Raw genomic sequence first — 19,170 nt, 5'->3', positions numbered from 1 at the left:
TTCTCTCACCGATCGCGGGCCAAGCGCAGGCCGGCGAACTGCCAGCGGGCCTGTGGCGGAAAAAAGTTGCGGTAGCTGGCGCGGATATGGTCATGCGGCGTGGCACAGGAGCCCCCGCGCAGGACCCACTGACCGCTCATGAACTTGCCGTTGTATTCGCCCAGCGCGCCGGGCAATGGCTTGAAGCCGGGATAGCTGACATAGGGCGAAGCGGTCCATTCCCACACGTCGCCATACATCTGCAGCAGGCCTTCGCCGGAGGCGGCGCGTGGATGATGCGGCCGCTCGTCCAACAGATGGCCGCGCACCGGCAGGTGCTCGGCAGCGCTCTCCCACTCGGCCTCGGTGGGCAGCCGTGCATCGGCCCAGCGAGCAAAGGCGTCGGCTTCGTAGTAACTGAGGTGGGCGACCGGCGCCGCCGGATCGAACGCCTGCACGCCACCCAGGGTGAAAGCGCTATCCAGGTCGTCCTGCCAGTACAGCGGCTGCCGCCAGCCTTCCGTTTGCACAGTGGCCCAGCCATCGGAGAGCCATAGCAGCGGTTCGCGGTAGCCGCCGTCCTGCACGAACATGCGGTATTCCGCGTTGCTGACCGGACGATTGGCAAGTTGGTGTGGTTGCAACAAAGTGCGGTGGCGCGGGCCCTCGTTGTCGAAGGCGAAACCATCGCCGGCGTGACCGATCTCCACGATGCCGTCGCGGCCAGCGACGTAACTCAGTGCGGCGGACGTACCTGGCGAGTTGGCCACCAGGCTGTCGTCATACGCGGGCCGCAGCGGGTTCATCCACAGCGCGTGCTTGATATCGGTAAGCAACAATTCCTGATGTTGCTGTTCGTGCTGCAGGCCGAGTTCGACGATGCCGGCCAGCGCGGGTTCGAGTTCGCGCGATAGCCGTTCCTCCATGGCTGCCTCGACCCGCTGGCGGTAGCCAAGCACCTCATCCAGGCTGGGGCGTGAGAGCAGCCCGCGCTGTGGCCGCGCGTGCATCGGGCCGACGGTCTGGTAGTAGGAGTTGAACAGGTAATGCCACTCGGGGTGGCGTGGCCGGAAAGCCGGATCCCGCCCCAGCACGAACTGTTCGAAGAACCAGGTGGTATGCGCCAGGTGCCACTTCGCCGGGCTGGCGTCGGGCATGGACTGCACCATCATGTCCTCGGCGCTGAGGCCCTGGCACAAGGCCAAGCTGCGCGCCCGCACCTGGCGGAAGCGCTGCAGCAAGCTTTCCGCCCGCAAGGCCGTATCGGAGAGGGTCACGAGCGACCTCCGTCCATCGCCTGCCGGGCCATATCGGTGAGTGGGGAAAGTCGCCGGGACCGCATGGCCGCTACCTTGCCGGAGCCCTCGTTCACATTGCGTGATACGACGATGGCAGATGCTTGACAGGCACCTGTCACACGACGCTCAAATGCGGGCGCAGTACCACAGCAGTCCATGGAGTTTCACTCAACTCACGAGGTGGTCCCATGAAAACTATCACCACCCTACTGGTCGTTGCGATAGCCGCCGCCAGTGGATGGGCGCACGCCGACAACCCGGCGGAAACGCACCAGCCCCTGCGCCCAGTCAGCGACTGCATGCGCCCGGACCGCATCAACGCGTGGTACGTCGTAGATACGCGCACCGCGATCGTCAGCAACGGCCCTAACTATTACCTGATCAAGCTGCAGTCGGAGTGCCCGCGGCTCGGCATGGGCCAGAGCCTGCGCTTCAGGGCAAACGAGTCCAATCAGGCCGCCGGCATGGGCGCGATCTGCGGCGAAACCGGCGAGACGGTGCACTCATTACCGCACCAGCCGCCGTGCGCGATCCAGTCGGTAAGCAAGATCGACAAGAGTCAGTTCAAACAACTTGAAAAGAAAGCCATCCATCACGGCAGCGGCGCCGACCAGCCTACCGTGCCGCCACCTCATCCCTGAGTGCGACGATCGTTGAGGCATAAAAAAGCCCGGCCAAAGGCCGGGCTTTTTAACGAACCTTACTGAAGATCAATAACCGTCGTCGCGGATATAGCGCGTGCTGCGGTAACCGTCGTCATACGTCACCGTACGGGTTTCCACGACGCGGCGGGTCACCACCGGCTCGTCTTCGTAGTACACCGTTGCCGGCTGGCGATAGACCACCGGGGGACCGTAGTACACCGGCGCCGGACGCAGCGCGTCAGCGACCACTCCAGCGACAACGCCGGTAACGATCGCGCCGGCCACCCAGCGACCGCCGGACCAATGCCCGCCGCCGCCGCGGTAGTAACCGCCGTGATAGCCACCGTGATAGCCGCCACGGTAACCACCGCCCCAGCCATCGTGCGCGGATGCAGCCATCGGAGCCGCTACAGCAGCTGCCATCGCCAGGCCGAGGGCCATCAGCTTGCCTGCACCACTAAAACGCTTGGTCATGACACACCTCCGTGAAGTACGACTTTATGCTGGGCCTGACGCGCTTAATGTGAACTGAAAGGTTTACTTTTTAATACGCGCGGTACTCCACGGATTCACCCCGGCGTCAGCGCGGTGAAGCCGCAGCAGCCAGCAACCGTGAATGTCGGACCGGCGGGCAAAGTCGAAGGGGATGCTGGCGGCACTCCAATCCTCGATCTGGAACCGCTCTTCCAACGCATTCCGGTCAAGTATGAAACGCCGGAAATTGTTGGAGAACACGATGATCCCGTCGCTCGTCAGCCGCTCTGCGCAGGCCATCAACAGGCGCACATGATCGCGCTGTACGTCGAAATCCTCGGCACGCTTGGAATTGGAGAACGTGGGCGGATCGACATAGATCAAGCCATAGCGTTCGCGTTCGCGCTGCAGGAATTCCATCGCATCGGACTGCATCAGCCGGTGCTTGGTACCGGTGAATCCGTTCAGGGACAGATTGCGCGAAGCCCAATCCAGATAAGTCCCGGACAAATCCACACTGGTCGTGTCACGCGCACCACCAGCGGCGGCATAGACACTAGCCGTGGCGGTGTAGGCAAACAGATTCAGGAAGCGCCGCCCGTCGGCCAGCTCGCGCAGCTTGGCTCGCACCAGTCGATGATCCAGGAATAGCCCCGTATCCAGGTAATCGGTGAGATTGACCAGGAAACCGAGCCCACCCTCTTCCACTTCGATGAACTCGCCGCGCTGGTCGAAGTGGCCGTACTTGGAACCACCCTTGCCGCGTTCGCGGGTCTTCAGCGCGACGCGGTCGCGCGACACGCCGAATACTTCGCCCGCCACGCGCACGATCTCGCGCAGACGCTGGCGCGCCGTCTCGGCGGGAATTTCCGCGGGAGCGCGGTACTCCTGGATATGCAGCCAGACGTCGCCCTTGGCGTTGCCATAGACATCGATGGCCGCCGCGTATTCGGGCATGTCCTGGTCGTAGGCGCGCCAGCAATGGATCTCTTCGCGCTCCAAACGCTTGCGCAGATGCTTGGTGTTTTTCTCCAGACGGTTCTTGAGCATCTGCGCGCCGGCCGACAGCGGCTTGGCTTCGCGCAGAGTTTCGTCGCGCGCATGCAGTTCGAACAACAACAGCACGGTTTCCAGCGCACCGTTGTAGAGCGCGTATTTCTTGTCGGCACGCAACGGCATAGCACGCCCCAGTTCGGCATCGCCCGCCAACACGGCGGCGCGCCAACCCGCGAAGCGCGCGCGCAAGGTTTCGCCCAAGGCACGGTAGAGCCGGGGCATCTCCTCGCGTTCGCCCAGGCGCTCGCCGTAAGGCGGATTGGTGATCACCAACCCGCTCGTCACGCCGGGTGGCGGCGATACGTGCAAGGCGTCGTGCTTGTCCAGGGTAAAGAAACCGGCCACGCCGGCTTCCTGCGCATTGCGTTTGGCGGTCTGCACCATGCGGGCATCGGCATCGCTGCCGAAGAAGCAGCTGCGCAAGGCGCGCAGACCTGTATCGGCACGTTGGCGAGCTTCTTCCAGCAGACCTCGCCACAAGGCAATGTCATGTTGCTGCCAGCCAAGGAAGCCGAAGTAATCGCGACGCATACCGGGCGCCACGTCAGCCACCATCAACGCGCCTTCGATCAGCAAGGTGCCGGAACCGCACATCGGATCGAGCAAGGCGCCGCCTTGTGCATACATTTCCGGCCAGCGCGCGCGCAGCAGCATGGCGGCGGCCAGATTTTCCTTCAGCGGCGCTTCGCCCTGTACTTCGCGCCAACCGCGGCGATGCAGCGGCGAACCGGCGAGGTCGAGCGACAAGGTGGCGCGGTCGCGACGAAGACGCAGGTTGATGCGCACGTCAGGCTCTTCGGTATCCACGCCCGGACGCGAGCCGTCGCGCTGGCGGAACTGGTCGACCACGGCATCTTTCACGCGCTGGGCGATGAACTGACTGTGCGTGAGTTTGCTCATCGCAGTGCCTGCATCCACGGCGAGCGTGGCATGGGCGGCGAGGTGCGTGGACCAGTCGATGTTCTGCACACCGGCGTAAAGCGCGTCATCCGTCGCGGCGTCGAACTCCGCCAGCGGCAACAACACGCGGCTGGCCAGGCGCGACCACAGACAGGCGCGATAAGCGGTTTCCAGCGTGCCGGAGAAATGCACGCCAGCCAGTACCTCGCGCACATCGGCGGCACCCAGCGCGATCAGCTCGTCGCGCAGCAGATATTCCAGGCCCTTGGGGCAGGTAGCGAAGTAGGCGCTCACGCGGCCACCGCCAACTGTTCCAGGAACATGCGGAACTGCTGCGAGATCGTGTGCACGCTGGCGCTGAGCCGATGGTCATCATCCAGTATCAGCAAGGGCAGCTGCCGGCGCCCGGCGAACTCGTACATTTCATCCAGCGGGCATACCTCGTCGCGCCAGCCGTGGATCAGCACGGTGGGCACGTCCAGGCGCAGGTCGAATGCCGATTCGAAACCAGGAATCGCCGCTGGCGTCGCCAGCAGGAACAGCCCGGCCACCGGACGCTCCAGCGAAGCCAGCCCGGACACGAAAGCACCCATGCTCGAACCCACCAGCACCGGTGGTGCCACGAGCGGCTCCATCGCGGCGCGCAGGCGGGCGATGCGCGGCGCTACCGAGCCGGCGTGCCCGTGACGGTCGTCATCGCGGTAATCGAGCCGCTGCGTGGACCAGCCCAGCGCTTCGGCCAGTGCGGCCAGCACGCTGACCTTGGTGGCATCCGGACCGGAATCCGAACCGTGGGAAAGAATGATCTGGCCGCGCATCGCGGTCTCCGGGGACAGCTACAAGGCTGCACATGATAGCTGGCCGCGTGCGAGACTCGCCCGCATGTCCACGCTCAACATCCACGACCAGCCCCTGCCCTACGTCGATTGTCTGCCCGAACGCTCCGTCGATGCGGTGGAATTGGTGGTCATTCACTGCACCGAACTCCCCGACCTAGCCACTGCCCGTGAATACGGCGAGCGCGTATTGCACCCCAGCGGCGCCGGCAATTGCGGGCATTACTACATCGATCGCGATGGCGCGGTGTACCGCTATGTGCCCGGGACGCGCGTGGCCAACCACGTACGCGGCCACAACCCGAACTCGATCGGCATCGAACTGGTGAACCTGGGGCGCTACCCGCATTGGTGGGATTCCCGCCACCAGACCATGACCGAGCCCTACCCGGCCGCTCAGATCGACGCCCTGCGGGCAGTGCTGGCACGGTTGCGCGTCGAGTTCCCCAACCTGCGCGATATCGCCGGGCATGAGGATCTGGATACGGCCCGCCTGCCGGCCAGCGACGATCCCGCGCTGGAAGTGCCGCGCAAGCTCGATCCCGGCCCGCTGTTTCCGTGGCCGGTAGTGCTGGAAGGCAATGGGCTGCATCGGCTTCCGGCCAGGCCGGCGCAAGGCTAGCGCCGGCTATAATCGCCGCCTGCCGCGCGGCCGATCGCGCCCATCACCCGGATCCCCCCGCCATGACGGAAAACCACGTCCGCGAACTGGTCGACCTGCTGCAACTCGAACGCCTGGAAGACAACCTGTTCCGCGGCCAGAGCCGTGACATCGGCACGCATTTCGTGTTCGGCGGGCAGGTGCTCGGCCAGGCCTTGTCGGCCGCCCAGCAGACCGTCGACCAGGGGCGTGCCGCGCATTCGCTGCATGCCTATTTCCTGCGTGCCGGCGATATTAACGCGCCCATCGTCTACAACGTGGAGCGCACCCGCGACGGCGGCACTTTTTCCTCGCGCCGGGTGGTGGCGATCCAACACGGCCAGCCGATCTTGAACGGCTCGGTCTCGTTCCAGATCGAGGAAGAGGGTTTCGAGCACCAGACCCCCATGCCGGAAGTGCCGGCGCCGGAAGACATCGAACCGATGCAGCCGCTGCCGCCCGAAAAGCTGGCCAAGCTGCCGGAGAAACTGCAGCGCTGGCTGGGCGTGGACGCACCCATCGAGTTCCGCCACGTGTGGCCGCAGAACAAGCTGCACCCCAGCAAGCGGCCGCCCTACCAGCACATCTGGTTCCGGCTCACCGCGCCGGTGGATGACTCGCCAGTGCTGCACCGCGCACTGCTGGCTTACGCCTCGGACTTCAACCTGATCGGTACCGCCACCCTGCCGCACGGCATCTCGTACTACACGCACAACGTGCAGATGGCGAGCCTGGACCATGCGCTGTGGTTCCACCGCCCCTTCCGCGTGGACGAATGGCTGCTGTACTCGTTCGACAGCCCGACTGCCCAGGGTTCGCGCGGGCTGGCGCGCGGCCAGATCTTCAGCCGCGACGGCCGGCTGGTGGCTTCCACCGCACAGGAAGGACTGATTCGCCTGCGCGGCTGAGCTGTTGAGCGCCAGCGGCGCTAAAATACCGCCATGCGCCAGCTCTATACATCGCCCCGCCCCGAAAACATCGACCGTGTGATCGCCCTGCTCAACGAGCACGGCATCGAAAGCACGGTCACCAACCGCTCCAACTGGAATAAACCCAGCTACGAGCGCTTCAGCTACTCGCAGCGCAAGGAAAACCGGGACCGCTGGCCGCAGGTGTGGATCACCAGGGCCGACGACTACACCCGTGCCCGCGCCCTGCTGCGCGAGCTGGGCATTGAGCCAGTGATCCGCCACGCCGAGGAACTGGCCATGGCGCGCAACCCCAGCCCGGATCTGCGCCGGCAGAGTGTGGCCGTCCGCGCCCGCCGGATAGTAATGCTGGCTGTGGCCGGGGCCTTTGTGGTCCTGATGCTGCGCTATATGGGCGTGCTCTAGCCGGCCAGGACCGTTCAAGCCGAAACGAGACGCTTGTCACAGTCGACCGTTGCGGTCATAGAATCAGCGCATGCGCTCCGACCGCGTCCGACTGTTCCAGACCTTGCCCCACGCTTGCGGCTACTTTGCCGACCGCACGGCGCAGAACCTGGTGATCGATCCGGCCGCGCCGCAGCTGGACCAGTTATATGGGCCGGCGCTGGAGCGCGGCTTCCGCCGGGCGGGCGGCCATCTGTATTTCCCATACTGCTCCAGCTGCCGTGCCTGCACGCCGTGCCGGATCGACGCCGAGCGCTTCCGTCCCGACCGCTCGCAGCGCCGCTGTCTTAAACGCAACGCCGACTTGCAAGTGATCGAATCCATGGCCGGCTACAACGCCGAGCGCCACGCGCTGTACGAACGCTACCTGCGCCATCGCCATCCCGGTGGCGGCATGGACGAAGCTGACGCCAGCGATTTCCGACGCTTCTTGACCGCGCCGTGGAGCCCCACCCTGTTCCTGGAATTCCGCCTAGGTGCGCGCCTGCTCGGCGTGGCCGTGACGGATGTCTGCCTGCACGGCCTGTCGGCGGTCTACACCTTCTTCGATCCCGACGAGACGGCGCGCAGCCTGGGCACCTTCGCCATCCTGCAGCAGGTGGAGCTGGCCCGCCGCCGAGGCCTGCCCTGGATCTATCTGGGCTTCTGGATCGAAGGCCACCCCAAGATGGACTACAAGCGCCGCTTCCAGCCGCTGCAGATCCGCACCATCGAGGGCTGGGCGGATATGCAGCAGCCCTGACGGCGTGGCTTATACCCGCGACGCGGGTGTCTGCGGATAGGGAAACAATTTCACCAGCGGCACCGACACGCCGTCGTCACCCATCACGCGGCAATGCGTGCGGTCGAGCTGGCGCGGTTCTTCCACGCCACAGCTGTGCGCGATGATGCCGACCTCCTGCATCACATTTTTGGCGTAGTGATAAACGCGCTCGCTCTTGTCAGTGACGACGAGGCCGCGCTGCAGCTTGGTGTTCTGCGTGGTGATGCCAGTGGGACAGGTATTGCGGTTGCACTGCAGCGACTGGATGCAGCCCAGCGCCAGCATGAAGCCGCGCGCGGAGTTGACGAAATCCGCGCCCATCGAGAGCGCCCACGCCACATCGTACGCCGTGATGCACTTGCCCGAGCAGATCACTTTGATGCGGTCACGCAGTCCGTGTCGAATCAATGTGTTCACCAGCGCCGGCAACGATTCGCGCAGCGGCAGGCCGACACCTTCCATCAAGGTTTGCGGCGCGGCACCGGTGCCGCCCTCAGAACCGTCGACGATGATGAAATCAGGCGCGCTCTCGATACCGCGGCGATGCACTTCCTCACACAGCTCGTCGATCCAGTCCAGGCCACCCATCACCGCCTTGAAGCCGGTGGGCTTGCCGGTGAGGTCACGAATATGACGGACCGCATTCATCAGCTCCGTTACATTGCCGATGTCGAGATGGCGGTTGGGACTCTGCGAGTCCTCGCCCACCGGGATGCCGCGGATGGCGGCGATTTCCGGCGTCACCTTGACGCCGGGCAGCAAGCCACCCATGCCCGGCTTGGCACCCTGCCCTAGTTTGATGCTGACCATCTTCACCTGCGGATGCGCACAGATCGCCAGCAGCTTCTGGTCGTCCAGCTTGCCGTCGGGCGTGCGCACACCGTACTTGGCGGTGCCAATCTCGAAAATGATGTCGCAGCCGCCTTCGAGGTGATACGGCGCAAGACCCCCCTCACCTGTATCCATCCAGATGCCGGCCTTGGCCGCACCAATGGACAGCGCACGTACCGCTGGCGCGGAGAGCGCACCGAAACTCATCGCGGAGATGTTGAAGAACGCAGCGTGGCTGTAGGGCTCGCGCGCATACGGTCCCAGCGTCACCGGCTTCGGCTTGACGTGCTGTTCGCCCAGTGAAGGGAATGGCGCGTTGACGAAGAACGGCACACCTTCCGCGCGCAGGTCGCGACTGGAACCGAAGGCATTGGTGTTATCCACATTCTTCGCCGCGCGATACACCCAGGTGCGTTGCGCGCGGTTGAATGGCATTTCTTCGCGATCGCTGGAATACAGGTACTGACGGAAGAACTCACCCAAATGCAGAAACCAGTAACGGAAGTGCCCGATGACTGGAAAGTTGCGCAACACCGAGTTGGCCGTCTGGTTGCGGTCCACCAGCCACACCACCAGCACCACCATCACCGCTACCGCAAGCAGCACCATGAAAAGTGCCGCCAGCGTTTCCACCAGGACTACCAGCCAATGCGCGAACGCCGATGTCTGCATACCTGCTCCCTGCCTATGAGCACGGATCGATCCGCGCCGTGGGTTGGATGAAGTTGTCGGTCATGCTCGCATAACCGGCAACCCTGTTTCAGAGTTCTACGCGCAACTTTCCTGCGGCGCGAATGGCCTTGGCCTTGGCCGCCTCGATGCTCTCATCGCGTGCAAGCGTCACCGCCATACGACGGCGGCCCTTGACCGCAGGCTTGCCGAAGATACGCAGCTGCGTGTCGGGTTCGGCCAGCGCTTCAGCCACACCGTGATAGCGCGGCGCTTCGCCATCGCCTTCAACCAGTACTGCGCACGATGCTGCGGGGCCCAACTGACGGATCGCCGGAATCGGCAATCCCAGAATGGCGCGCGCGTGCAATGCGAATTCCGACAGGTCCTGCGAGATCAGCGTGACCAGACCGGTATCGTGCGGACGCGGGCTGACCTCGGAGAAGATCACGCTGTCGCCCTTCACGAAGAACTCCACACCGAACACACCCCAGCCGCCCAGAGCACCGGTGATCGCCGAGGCCTGACGCTGTGCTTCGACCATCGCCTTGTCGCTCATTGGCTGCGGCTGCCACGATTCGCGATAGTCGCCGTCTTCCTGGCGATGGCCGATCGGAGCGCAGAAGCTGGTGCCACCCTTGTGCCGCACCGTGAGCAAGGTGATCTCATAATCGAAATCGACGAAGCCTTCGACGATCACCCGGCCTTTGCCGGCGCGGCCGCCGGATTGCGCGTAGTCCCAGGCATGCTGAAGTTCGGCCTCGGTGCGCACCACGCTCTGGCCTTTGCCGGAAGAGCTCATCACCGGCTTGATCACGAAAGGCAGGCCGATGGTCTTCGCCGCTTCGCGGTACTCCGCCTCATCGTCGCAGAAGCGGTAGCGCGAGGTCGGCAGGCCCAGCTCCTCCGCCGCCAGCCGGCGAATGCCTTCGCGATCCATGGTGAGCCACGCAGCGCGCGCGGTGGGGATCACTTTCAGGCCTTCCTTTTCCAGCTCCACCAGCGTGGGGGTGTGGATGGCCTCGATCTCCGGCACGACCAGATCTGGTTTTTCCTGCGCGATCAGCACGCGCAAGGCGGCGCCGTCCAGCATGTCGATCACATGGCTGCGGTGCGCCACCTGCATGGCCGGGGCATGGGCATAACGGTCGACCGCGATCACCTCAACCGCATAGCGCTGCAGCTCGATCGCCACCTCTTTACCCAGCTCGCCGGAGCCAAGCAGGAGCACGCGCAGGGTATGGTCGGAAAGGGGCGTGCCAAACGGCTTCATCAGGGGCTCCGGGGGCGGATAAAAGAGCCATTGTAAGCGGGCCGTCAGGAGGCCGGCGAAACCTCGCTGCACTGCGCATTGACGCCGGCCTTAAGTCGGCATTCACTGTGCTTGCCGTCCCCACGGATAACGCACATGCGCCGACTGATCGCCATGCTTTTGCTGGTGCTGTTGCTGTGCCCCGTCCCTTGGGCCGTGGCCAGTACGGCAGCACCCACCGTCGACACCACCTGGATGAGCGTGCTGCTCGGTGGCCGCAAGATCGGCCATCTGAAGATCGACCGCGAAAGCGGCCAAGGCATGGTGACTACCACCCAGACGCTGTCGATCATGCTCAACCGCACCGGTAGGAGCATCCCCCTCAGCAACATGATCCGCAGCGTGGAAAGCACTGACGGAGAGCCGCTGGCCTTCGCCTCGCGCACCTCGATGTCGGCCATGGACAGCGTGATCGATGGCCAGCGCCAGTCCGACGGCAGCTACAAGGTCACTACCACCGTGGGCGGCGCGACGCGGGAAAGCTCGCTGTACTGGCCCGCCGGTGCCCTGCTCAACGATGGCCAGCGGCGCGCCATGCTGGCCGCCAGCCGCCAGCCCGGCCTGCAATATCAACTGCAGATGTTCGATCCGGCCAGCCAGCAAGTCATGGATGTGGCGATCGAGGTGATCGGCAACGAACAGGTGAAGCTGCCGGGCGGCACGGAAATGCTCAACCACCAGCGCCAGCGCCTGCACCAGACGCGTGGCGACCAGATCCTGGATCTGTGGCTGGATGATCACGGCCAGGCGCGCAAAGGCATCATCTCCATGCTCGGCCGCCAGTTGGAAATGCTGGCCTGCGACCAGACCTGCGCCATGGCGCCGGTGCAGGACGTCGACATGTTTCGCGCGGCAATGGTGGATGCGCCACGACCGCTCACCCCCAACCTGCGCGAATCCTTCCTGCGCTATCGCGTGCGCATCGAAGGCAGTGGCAGCTCACAGCCGATCATCAATACCGATGAGCAGCGCGTGCGCCGGCTGGCCGACAACGAGTGGCAGATCGATATCGGTCCCGCCTATGCCGGCGGGCAGCGCCCGCCGCAGCCGGAGGATCTGCAAGCCAACTCCTGGCTGCAATCGGACGCGCCAGCCATCCGCGATCTGGCCCGGCAGGCCGTGGGCAGTGCCACTAGCAATCGCCAGAAAATCCGTCGCCTGCGCAGCTTCGTCAGCCACTACATCACCCAGCATGGCCTGGATGTCGGCTATGCCTCGGCGCTGGAAGTGGTGGGCACACGCCAGGGCGACTGCACCGAGTATTCCGTGCTGCTCGCCGCCATGGCGCGCGCCGAAGGCATTCCCGCTCGCGTGGTCACCGGCATGGTCTACGCCGACCGCTACGCCAATACGTCACGAGTGTTCGTACCGCACGCCTGGGTGCAGGCCTGGATCGATGGGCGCTGGCAGAGCTACGACGCTGCGCTGCGTCGTTTCGACAGCACCCACATCGCACTGGACAGCGGTGATGGCGACCCATGGCACTTCTTCTCCGCCACCGACCTGTTCAGCAGCATGCAGATCGAAGACGTGATGCCTTCCTGGGAGTTCATGAGTCCCGCACCGGCCGGCGCGGTTGCCCCACCCGCCTTGGGCGGAAACGGAGGCGGCTGATAGGTACTTGCATGTGATATCAGTTTGATATCCAATCCTCCCTATCTAGGGAGGTGTCGTCATGAACGAACGTCAAGGTTTTTCCGTCGCCGGTATTCCTTTCATCCTGTTCTGCCTGCTGTTGGCCGGCGGCGGCGCAGTTTTGCTGCTCTCCGCCGCGGGGCACGAGCTGCCCGCGTCGCGCTTCTTCGGCGGCCTGGTGCTGATCGCGCTCGCCGGGCTTTTCACCAAAGGCTTTTTCCAGGTCGCACCGAATGAAGGTCAGGTGGTGCAGCTCTTCGGCAAATACGCCGGCACCGTGCGCAACGAAGGCCTGCGCTGGACCAACCCCTTCTACAGCCGGCGCCGCGTGTCGCTGCGCGTGCGCAATTTCGAGAGCAGCAAGCTCAAGGTCAACGATAGCGATGGCAATCCGATCGAGATTGCCGCGGTCGTGGTGTGGCAGGTAGTGGATACCGCCGAGGCCGTGTTCTGCGTGGATGACTACGAGAACTTCGTGCATATCCAGAGCGAATCGGCGCTACGCCAGATGGCGCAGAACTATCCCTACGATGCGCACGACGACGGCAAGCCCTCGCTGCGTAGCCATGGCGAAGTGATCAACAACCATCTGCGCGACGAAATCCAGGCGCGCCTGGAAAAAGCCGGTGTCAGCGTGATCGAAGCGCGCATCAGCCATCTCGCCTACGCACAGGAAATTGCTCAGGCCATGCTGCAGCGCCAGCAGGCCAATGCCATCGTGGCCGCGCGCGAACGCATCGTGGAAGGCGCCGTCGGCATGGTGGCCATGGCGTTGGAACGGCTGCGCCAGCAAGGTGTGGTCGAGCTCGACGAGGAGCGCAAAGCGGCGATGGTGAGCAACTTGCTGGTCGTGCTGTGTGGTGACCGCGCGACGCAACCGGTGGTCAACGCCGGCACGCTCTACAGCGGCTGAGCGGTTCACGAGTGCCCGCCGAAAAGAAAGCCTATCCGCTGCGCATCAGCGCCGCCGTGCTGGAGGCGATGCAGCGCTGGGCCGATGACGAATTGCGCAGCGTGAACGCGCAGATCGAATACGTGCTGCGCGACGCGCTGCGCAAGGGCGGACGCCTCAAGCCCCGCCCCAGCGAGCCCGTCGACGATGACGAATCAACCTGATAACTAACCCAACGACTCTCAGGGGGAGTCCACATGAAACTGTTCGGACTAGCTGTCTGCCTTAGCTTGAGCGCATTCATGGGTGCCGCTCACGGCGAAACGCCTTGCGAAACCGCTTCGACGCGTCTGCTCGATGCACTGGATCGCGGCGACTACGCGGGCGCTACTGTGGACTTCGACACAACGATGAAAGCCAAGCTCAGCGCCGATACGCTGTCTCAGGTATGGCAAGCCATACCGCCGCAGTTCGGCGAACGCGGTGCACGCGAACCGGTACAGACCACTCAGCTCGGCGAGCACTCTGTCGTACTGACCCCGCTGCATTACGGCCAGCAAATGATCGACGCCCAAGTAACCTGCGCCGCGGACGGCAAGATCACCGGTTTTTTCATCAAGCCACATCATTGAGTCACAGCCATGTCCAGTCCGACCGAATCTGTCGTACGCGGCCCTCACCTCAAACTTGCACTGTGGCTTGGCGTGGCTGCGGCGCTGGCCACACCCGCGCTCTTTCCGTATCTAATCGCTATGACGCCCGCGCCGCTGCGGATACCGCTGTGGAAGGCCATCGCGATTGGGGCAGCGCAAACCGGTGTGTTGACGTGGCTGTTTGCCTGGTTGGGACTTTATCTAGGTGGCGGGCATGGTCTCGATGCCCCCTGGCTGCGCGCCTGGATCTACCGGCAACCCATGCCTGCGCGGCGGACGCACTGGATGTTGGCGGCGCTACTAGGTGTTCTGGCCGGAATAGCCGTGGCTGGCATTGAGCAGATTCAACCTCCTCCGACACCGCGCGTCCTCGATACCATCGGACAGACCTGGCGCGGCGCCCTGGCTTCGCTTTATGGAGGCACTGCCGAAGAGATCTTGTGCCGGCTGGGATCGGTCAGCCTGCTCGTATGGCTACTGGCCTGGCCCCGGAGACAGCAAGCTCGTTCATGGATGTTCATCGTCGCCATCGTGCTCGCCGCCCTGTTATTCGGCGCGGGTCACCTGCCGTTCGCTTTTTCCACCGGCATAGCGCATACGCCGTTTGCGATTGGCCAGATCATTTTTCTCAACAGTTTGGTCGGCCTGGTTTGTGGCGGGTTGTTCTGGAAGTTCGGCCTTGAGCACGCGATGCTCGCGCATTTCTGTGCAGATCTCATACTGCACGTTGCCTCCCCGCTAGTGCTGGGAACGGCCTAGCTCATGCATTGCGTCGTGCCAGCCCCAAACCCAGCGCGATCCAGCCAACGATAAAGGCTAAACCACCCAAGGGCGTGATTGCGCCGCACCAGCGCGGCGCACCAAGCGCCAGCGCATAGAGACTGCCGCTAAAGAGCACGATACCCAGCGCGAAAGCCGCCATGGCGACGCTTCGCCTACGCCCGGCAGCGGCAAAGCTTGCAAGCGCCAACGCGAGGGCATGCCAGAAGTGATAGCTCACCGCGGTATGCCACAACTCGCTGCCGCGAACGTCCAGCACATCACGCAACGCATGAGCTCCGAACGCACCCAAGGCCACTGCGCTGGCACCTGCCAGGCCCACCAGCAGGCCAGCGAAAAGACTGACAGGTTGTCGCATCGGGAACGGTTCCTCGGCGCACCGGCAGGACCGGTGTCGTATGCTGATGAAATGACCGCTCACGATTCTCGCATGAAGCCCCGCCTGACCCGCACCCTGCTCCTGCTGGCCCTGCTCGCCTGCACCACGCTGCTCGCTGCCTGCCATCGCGGCGAACCGGCCCCATGGCGCCTGACCGATGTCACCGGCCACATGCCGGATCTCGACTTCAAGCTCACCGACGATCACGGCAAGGCAGTAACGGGGGCCGACTACAAAGGCAAAGTGGTGCTGCTGTATTTCGGCTACACCCATTGCCCGGACGTATGTCCGCTCACCCTCGCCCAGCTGCATGTGGTGATGCAGCGGCTGGGGCCGTTGGCTGACGACGCGCGCATTCTGTTTGTCAGCGTCGACCCGGCACGCGACACACCCGACGTGATGCATGCCTACGTCAACGCCTTCGATCCGCGTGCCGTGGGTCTATCCGGCGAGCCGCGCGCGATCGAAGCGCTGAGCAAACGCTATCGCTCCGCCTTCACTCGCGAACCGGACAAGGGCGACGGTCAATACGAAGTCAGCCACAGCTCCGCGATCTATGTATTCGACCGCGAGGGTAAGGCCCGTCTGCTATCGACGCCCGCCAATCCGCAGGATGATCTGGTCCACGATCTGCACCTGCTGCTCAGCCCGGGAGCCAAGTCATGAATCTGCGCGCAGCTCGTCTTCCCTTGTTGATCTGCGGCCTACTGATCGCCTTCACTGCCTCCGCCAGCGATGCCGACAACGTGAAAGCTTCGCAGGCATGGATTCGCGTGATGCCGGGCGGTCTGCCATCCGGCGGTTACGTGGTGCTAGAAAATCGTGGCGAACAGACCGTCAATCTGCGCGGCGTGCGCAGCGAAACGTATGGCGAAGTGATGCTGCACAAGAGCAGCACCGAAGGCGGTATGGGCCGCATGGAGAAAGTGGATAGTCTGCCGATCCCCGCCCACGGCACAGCCGCGTTATCGCCGGGCGGCTATCACCTGATGCTGATGAAGGCGAGCAAGCCGGTGAAGGTCGGTGACAAGGTGAAGCTCAGCCTGCAATTCACTGATGGCAGCACGCTGGATACCGATTTCGACGCACGCCCAGCCAATGCCATGGACAGCGACTCCGGCATGGCCGGCATGGCCGGCATGGACCATCACAGCCACTAAGCCCCCGAGGCTTCATCCCTGGTGGCGTTCGCATCGGAAGCGGCCAGCCTGGCGGCGCGCCGTTGCGCCTCCCAACGCTTGGACTTGATGCGCCCGCTGCGCGACAGCCGCAGCCATTGCCGCATGGCCAACAAACCGCCGATGGATTCGATGATCGCCGCCGGCACCCACATGATCACGCCGCCCACCAACTGTCCGGTGAGCACGTTGAAGGTGAAGGCGCGGCCGCAGATTTCGAAGATCGGATACAGGTCAGTCTTGGAGAAGGTCACGATGGCGCCGGCCAGAATCTGCGGCGTCATGGTGATACCCGGCGACAGCACACGCAGGCCCGGCGTCATGCGGCCTGGCGGACGCGGCCGGTGGTCGAGCACCAGCCACCAATAGATCAGACCACTGAGCATCATCGACCAGTTCATGAAGCGGTAGATGCGCCAGTCCAGCATCGCCAGCGTCTGCATCGACGGGATCAGCCAGATGATGATGAAGGCGACGAACAGGATCGTCGCCAGCGCCGGATTGAGCAGCACCGCGCTCACCACACGCCACGGCCAGGAACACAGCAACGGACGCAGCGCATGGATACGCCAGGACAACGGCAGACCCGCCCGCAAGACCACGCCCGGATACGAGGCAATGATCAGCAACGGCGCCAGATGATGCAGCAGCACCTGCTGGATGCGATGCATGAAGAACTCATGCTCGGCGTAGTAATCGAAATAAGTGTGCAGCGACAGATAGACGATCGCCATGCCGACCCAGAACGCCAGCTGCCGCGCCATACTCACCCGCACACGCTGGCAGCCGCGCACATAAAGCACGGCGACAGCGACGAAGGTCAGCAGGAAGACCCAGGAGAACTCCCAGGGCACGATCCATTTGAGCAAGCTCGGCAACATCGGTCAGTTCCGGGCCGGGCAACGCCGGCAGTCGCCAAGCATAGCCCGTTCACATCCCGCCGCCCGACCGCATTCCTTGCGGCAGATTGCCGCCACGCTCACGGGCGCCGGCGGTTGCGCTGCGAACGACGCCAGCCGTAGACCAGCCCGAACAAGGTAATCAGCGCCGGCACCAACACGATATTGATGAACTTCAGGCGCATGCCGAGGGCATCGATTTCCGCGTTCAACTGATGCTGCACGTCGCGCAGCTCTTTGTTGATCGCCAGCTGGCGCTGCAGAAACTGTTCGATTTCGGTCTTTTGTTCGGCGCTGACCGTATCGCCGCGCGCTGCCTTGCCCGGCTGCAGTTCGGACAGGCGGCTACGGGTCACTGCCAGTTCGCGTTGCAGCTCCTGCTTTTTGGCCAGGAATTTCTGGTCAGCCGCGCTTTGCAGCGCCAGCACGCGAGTGAACGGCCGCTGCGAGGTAGTGCGCCCGTGGATCGACAATAGCGCCGAGGAACCACTGAGGTTATCCGCGAGATTGGTGATGAAGTCGCCGTTATTGGCCAATGCGCTGAGCTGCAACGGCCCCAGCAGGCTTTGCGAGTACGACACCCACAAGCGATCCGACAGCAGATCGGTATCCGCGATCAGGATCACTTCGGCATTATCGGCCGCCTGCGCCAGATGGCCGGGCTGCCTGGCTTTCTCCGGGAAGGCCGAAGGGAATGCACCGCGTACCCGCGCCGCGATCACGTAGCGGTTGTTGTCGGGCCGGTAGGTGTCCAGCAATACGTTGGGATCAGCAGTGGCTTCGCGCACGCGCTGCGCCGAAACCACTTCAGCATCGGTCGTGCTCTGCAGCAGCGGCATCAGGCGTGAAGTGGTTTTCTGTGCCAGGTCGAAATAACCCACACTGGACAGGTTGATGCGCTGCAGACTGGCCGTGACCACATCGTTGTGGTTGAGCTCCTGCCCGGTCAGGCCGAGCATGGCCGGATGATTGGTGGCGCTGTTGTCGGCCAGCTCGATGCGCAACGCGCGCGAGCGGTCCAGCACCACTTTCTGCGGGTCGTACTGCACACCCCAGGTCTCGAACAGGCGATGCAGGTCGGAGTTGTGATCGTCCATCACGCCGTTGCTGTCGACGAACGGTGTGGTGTCCAGCTCCGAATCGGGATCCACGAACACCACCGTATGCCCGCCGCGCAGCACGTACTGATCGATGGCGTACTGCGCCGCCTCCGGCAGCTGCTTGGGATGGATCAGCAGCAACACCTGGATATCGTCGCCAATGCGCTCAAGCTTGGTCGCATCGAGCGCCTTTACCTCGAACAGCTGGCCGAGCTGGCGGATCACCGTCCACGGCTCCTCGCCAAGCACCGGATTGCCTTGCACCGGCAGGCTGCTGATCAGGCCGATATGCGGTTTGGCGGGTTCGTTCAACTCGTAAAGCAGCTTGGCGATGTCGTATTCGAGGAAGGTCTCGCGGCCTGGATCGAACAGCGGAATCGCTAACGTCTTGCCCGTCGGATGAAGATCGTTGTCGGCTTCCACATCAGGGTTGGTCGACAAGGTGCTGCCGACAAGCCCGAAGAACACGCGCTCGCCGTTGGTACCGCCGCTGATCGGAGTGAGGCCATTGCCTTCCGCTGCGGCCTCATCGTCCGAGTACGGTACCGGATCGACTACCTGCAGGCGCAGCCGCCCATGCGAGCGCGCCACTAGTTCCTGCAGCATTTCACGCACACGCTGCTCATAACTGCGCAGCTGCGGCAGATCGCGGGTGGAGTGTTCGGAGAAATACAGGGTGAGCTTCAGCGGTGCGTGCAGCTTCTCCACGATGTGCACGGTGCCGGGTGTCAGCGTGTAGATCCGGTCGGCGGTGAGGTCGAAACGCGCCACACGCATCCAGCGGCTAGTGGCCAAAGTGACCGCCACAAAGGCGACCATCAACAGGATCAAGGTGGCGATCAGACGGGTACGACGGGTGATATGCAGACGGGCCATAGC

The 19,170-nt window shown here is 63.8% G+C and carries 21 protein-coding genes; 12 read left to right on the top strand and 9 right to left on the bottom strand.

Translation table 11 applies throughout. The features are described 5' to 3' along the window. Window positions 1-5: 5 nt before the first annotated feature. On the bottom strand, window positions 6-1,256 hold the full coding sequence (gene egtB / locus BM338_RS20665; RefSeq protein ID WP_255367400.1) for an ergothioneine biosynthesis protein EgtB: 1,251 nt from the start codon (window positions 1,254-1,256) through the stop codon (window positions 6-8). Between the two features lie 209 nt (window positions 1,257-1,465). On the opposite strand from egtB, the gene BM338_RS20660 reads away from it, so the two are divergent. Then, window positions 1,466-1,918 (top strand): DUF6491 family protein, encoded by a 453-nt coding sequence (locus tag BM338_RS20660; protein WP_090454477.1) that lies wholly within the window; start codon window positions 1,466-1,468, stop codon window positions 1,916-1,918. 69 nt (window positions 1,919-1,987) lie between these two features. Here the strand turns inward: BM338_RS20660 and BM338_RS20655 are convergent, their stop codons facing one another. The 3 genes from BM338_RS20655 to BM338_RS20645 form a co-directional block, all read right to left on the bottom strand. Then, the gene (locus BM338_RS20655; RefSeq protein ID WP_090454475.1) at window positions 1,988-2,395 is read right to left on the bottom strand and encodes a hypothetical protein; all 408 of its coding nucleotides are present in this window, start codon (window positions 2,393-2,395) and stop codon (window positions 1,988-1,990) included. A gap of 63 nt (window positions 2,396-2,458) precedes the next feature. After that, window positions 2,459-4,645: a bifunctional 23S rRNA (guanine(2069)-N(7))-methyltransferase RlmK/23S rRNA (guanine(2445)-N(2))-methyltransferase RlmL gene (rlmKL, locus tag BM338_RS20650; protein ID WP_090454473.1), complete on the bottom strand. Its 2,187-nt coding sequence runs from the start codon at window positions 4,643-4,645 to the stop codon at window positions 2,459-2,461. Next, window positions 4,642-5,169: an alpha/beta family hydrolase gene (locus tag BM338_RS20645; RefSeq protein ID WP_090454471.1), complete on the bottom strand. Its 528-nt coding sequence runs from the start codon at window positions 5,167-5,169 to the stop codon at window positions 4,642-4,644. The genes rlmKL and BM338_RS20645 overlap by 4 nt, the downstream gene beginning before the upstream one ends. Window positions 5,170-5,233: 64 nt before the next feature. On the opposite strand from BM338_RS20645, the gene BM338_RS20640 reads away from it, so the two are divergent. From BM338_RS20640 to BM338_RS20625, 4 genes are all read left to right on the top strand, one after another. Then, window positions 5,234-5,809, top strand: a complete 576-nt coding sequence (locus tag BM338_RS20640; protein WP_090454469.1) for an N-acetylmuramoyl-L-alanine amidase — start codon at window positions 5,234-5,236, stop codon at window positions 5,807-5,809. Window positions 5,810-5,871: 62 nt separating this feature from the next. Next, a complete protein-coding gene (gene tesB, locus BM338_RS20635) occupies window positions 5,872-6,735 on the top strand; it encodes an acyl-CoA thioesterase II (RefSeq protein ID WP_090454467.1) in 864 nt (287 codons plus the stop codon). A gap of 33 nt (window positions 6,736-6,768) precedes the next feature. Continuing rightward, on the top strand, window positions 6,769-7,161 hold the full coding sequence (locus tag BM338_RS20630) for a DUF2007 domain-containing protein (protein ID WP_090454465.1): 393 nt from the start codon (window positions 6,769-6,771) through the stop codon (window positions 7,159-7,161). A gap of 70 nt (window positions 7,162-7,231) precedes the next feature. Then, window positions 7,232-7,942 (top strand): arginyltransferase, encoded by a 711-nt coding sequence (locus BM338_RS20625; protein ID WP_090454462.1) that lies wholly within the window; start codon window positions 7,232-7,234, stop codon window positions 7,940-7,942. Between the two features lie 9 nt (window positions 7,943-7,951). On the opposite strand, the gene BM338_RS20620 is transcribed toward BM338_RS20625, so the two are convergent. Both BM338_RS20620 and purT read right to left on the bottom strand, forming a co-directional pair. Beyond that, a complete protein-coding gene (locus tag BM338_RS20620) occupies window positions 7,952-9,466 on the bottom strand; it encodes an FMN-binding glutamate synthase family protein (RefSeq protein ID WP_090454459.1) in 1,515 nt (504 codons plus the stop codon). An 88-nt stretch (window positions 9,467-9,554) separates the two neighbouring features. Continuing rightward, complete coding sequence (purT, locus tag BM338_RS20615; protein WP_090454456.1) at window positions 9,555-10,736, bottom strand: formate-dependent phosphoribosylglycinamide formyltransferase; 1,182 nt, start codon at window positions 10,734-10,736, stop codon at window positions 9,555-9,557. Between the two features lie 135 nt (window positions 10,737-10,871). On the opposite strand from purT, the gene BM338_RS20610 reads away from it, so the two are divergent. The 5 genes from BM338_RS20610 to BM338_RS20590 all read left to right on the top strand — a co-directional run bounded on the left by BM338_RS20610 (window position 10,872) and on the right by BM338_RS20590 (window position 14,714). Beyond that, window positions 10,872-12,389, top strand: coding sequence for a transglutaminase-like domain-containing protein (locus tag BM338_RS20610; protein WP_090454454.1), 1,518 nt, complete (start codon window positions 10,872-10,874; stop codon window positions 12,387-12,389). A 61-nt stretch (window positions 12,390-12,450) separates the two neighbouring features. Next, window positions 12,451-13,323, top strand: a complete 873-nt coding sequence (locus BM338_RS20605; RefSeq protein ID WP_090454451.1) for an SPFH domain-containing protein — start codon at window positions 12,451-12,453, stop codon at window positions 13,321-13,323. An 11-nt stretch (window positions 13,324-13,334) separates the two neighbouring features. Continuing rightward, complete coding sequence (locus BM338_RS20600) at window positions 13,335-13,526, top strand: type II toxin-antitoxin system antitoxin (RefSeq protein WP_090454449.1); 192 nt, start codon at window positions 13,335-13,337, stop codon at window positions 13,524-13,526. Window positions 13,527-13,559: 33 nt separating this feature from the next. Beyond that, window positions 13,560-13,934 carry a DUF3887 domain-containing protein gene (locus BM338_RS20595; protein ID WP_090454447.1) on the top strand — a complete coding sequence of 125 codons (375 nt, stop codon included), beginning with the start codon at window positions 13,560-13,562 and terminating at the stop codon, window positions 13,932-13,934. Window positions 13,935-13,943: 9 nt separating this feature from the next. Further along, entirely contained in the window at window positions 13,944-14,714 is a 771-nt protein-coding gene (locus BM338_RS20590) for a CPBP family glutamic-type intramembrane protease (protein WP_090454445.1), read from the top strand. 1 nt (window position 14,715) lies between these two features. Here BM338_RS20590 and BM338_RS20585 read toward each other — a convergent pair whose 3' ends face one another. Beyond that, window positions 14,716-15,093 (bottom strand): DUF423 domain-containing protein, encoded by a 378-nt coding sequence (locus tag BM338_RS20585; RefSeq protein ID WP_090454443.1) that lies wholly within the window; start codon window positions 15,091-15,093, stop codon window positions 14,716-14,718. Window positions 15,094-15,165: 72 nt separating this feature from the next. Here BM338_RS20585 and BM338_RS20580 point away from each other — a divergent pair, with 72 nt between their 5' ends. Together BM338_RS20580 and BM338_RS20575 are read left to right on the top strand one after the other, a co-directional pair. Beyond that, window positions 15,166-15,780 (top strand): SCO family protein, encoded by a 615-nt coding sequence (locus tag BM338_RS20580; RefSeq protein WP_090454441.1) that lies wholly within the window; start codon window positions 15,166-15,168, stop codon window positions 15,778-15,780. Then, the gene (locus BM338_RS20575; protein ID WP_090454439.1) at window positions 15,777-16,274 is read left to right on the top strand and encodes a copper chaperone PCu(A)C; all 498 of its coding nucleotides are present in this window, start codon (window positions 15,777-15,779) and stop codon (window positions 16,272-16,274) included. Before BM338_RS20580 ends, BM338_RS20575 begins: the two co-directional genes overlap by 4 nt. On the opposite strand, the gene BM338_RS20570 is transcribed toward BM338_RS20575, so the two are convergent. Beyond that, window positions 16,271-17,173: a cytochrome c oxidase assembly protein gene (locus BM338_RS20570; RefSeq protein WP_090454437.1), complete on the bottom strand. Its 903-nt coding sequence runs from the start codon at window positions 17,171-17,173 to the stop codon at window positions 16,271-16,273. The genes BM338_RS20575 and BM338_RS20570 overlap by 4 nt on opposite strands. 98 nt (window positions 17,174-17,271) lie before the next feature. Further along, a complete protein-coding gene (locus BM338_RS20565; protein ID WP_090454435.1) occupies window positions 17,272-19,167 on the bottom strand; it encodes a GldG family protein in 1,896 nt (631 codons plus the stop codon). Window positions 19,168-19,170: the final 3 nt, after the last annotated feature.

It is taken from the genome of Dyella sp. OK004 (genome assembly GCF_900114495.1).
Classification (GTDB): Bacteria; Pseudomonadota; Gammaproteobacteria; order Xanthomonadales; family Rhodanobacteraceae; genus Dyella_D.
Note: the sequence above shows the minus strand (reverse complement) of the source record. Positions and strands in the feature narration are given on the sequence as shown.